Origin of the sequence: Pseudomonas persica, assembly GCF_900291015.1 — a bacterium.
Taxonomy (GTDB): Bacteria; Pseudomonadota; Gammaproteobacteria; order Pseudomonadales; family Pseudomonadaceae; genus Aquipseudomonas.
The window spans coordinates 1-246 of the sequence record NZ_OLKL01000300.1 but is presented as its reverse complement, the minus strand read 5'-3'; the positions used below and the strand labels follow the sequence as shown (position 1 = coordinate 246).

Genomic DNA, 246 nt, shown 5'->3' with positions numbered 1-246 from the left:
CATTATAGTTGATCTTGGCGGAGATGTTACGTCAAAGCTTTCTTACAGGTACTTACAGCGGTTGAACAAAGTTTCACCCGTGTTCATCAAGGAAAATCTGCCCTCCTCAATTGATTATGCTTATCTGAAATATTCGTTTAACGGTCTCTTCTCAATGACTGCCGGCAAGCAGGCCCTCTCGATAGGCGGCTTTGAGTACAACAAATATCCCGTAGATGTGTATGACTACAGCGGAATATCAAATCT

The 246-nt window shown here is 42.7% G+C and carries 1 protein-coding gene; it reads left to right on the top strand.

Features of this window, described 5'->3' with window-relative positions:
* Nucleotide 1 precedes the first annotated feature (1 nt).
* The coding region (locus tag FQ664_RS28135) for a porin (protein WP_368668001.1) at nucleotides 2-246 on the top strand (245 nt) is incomplete at its 3' end.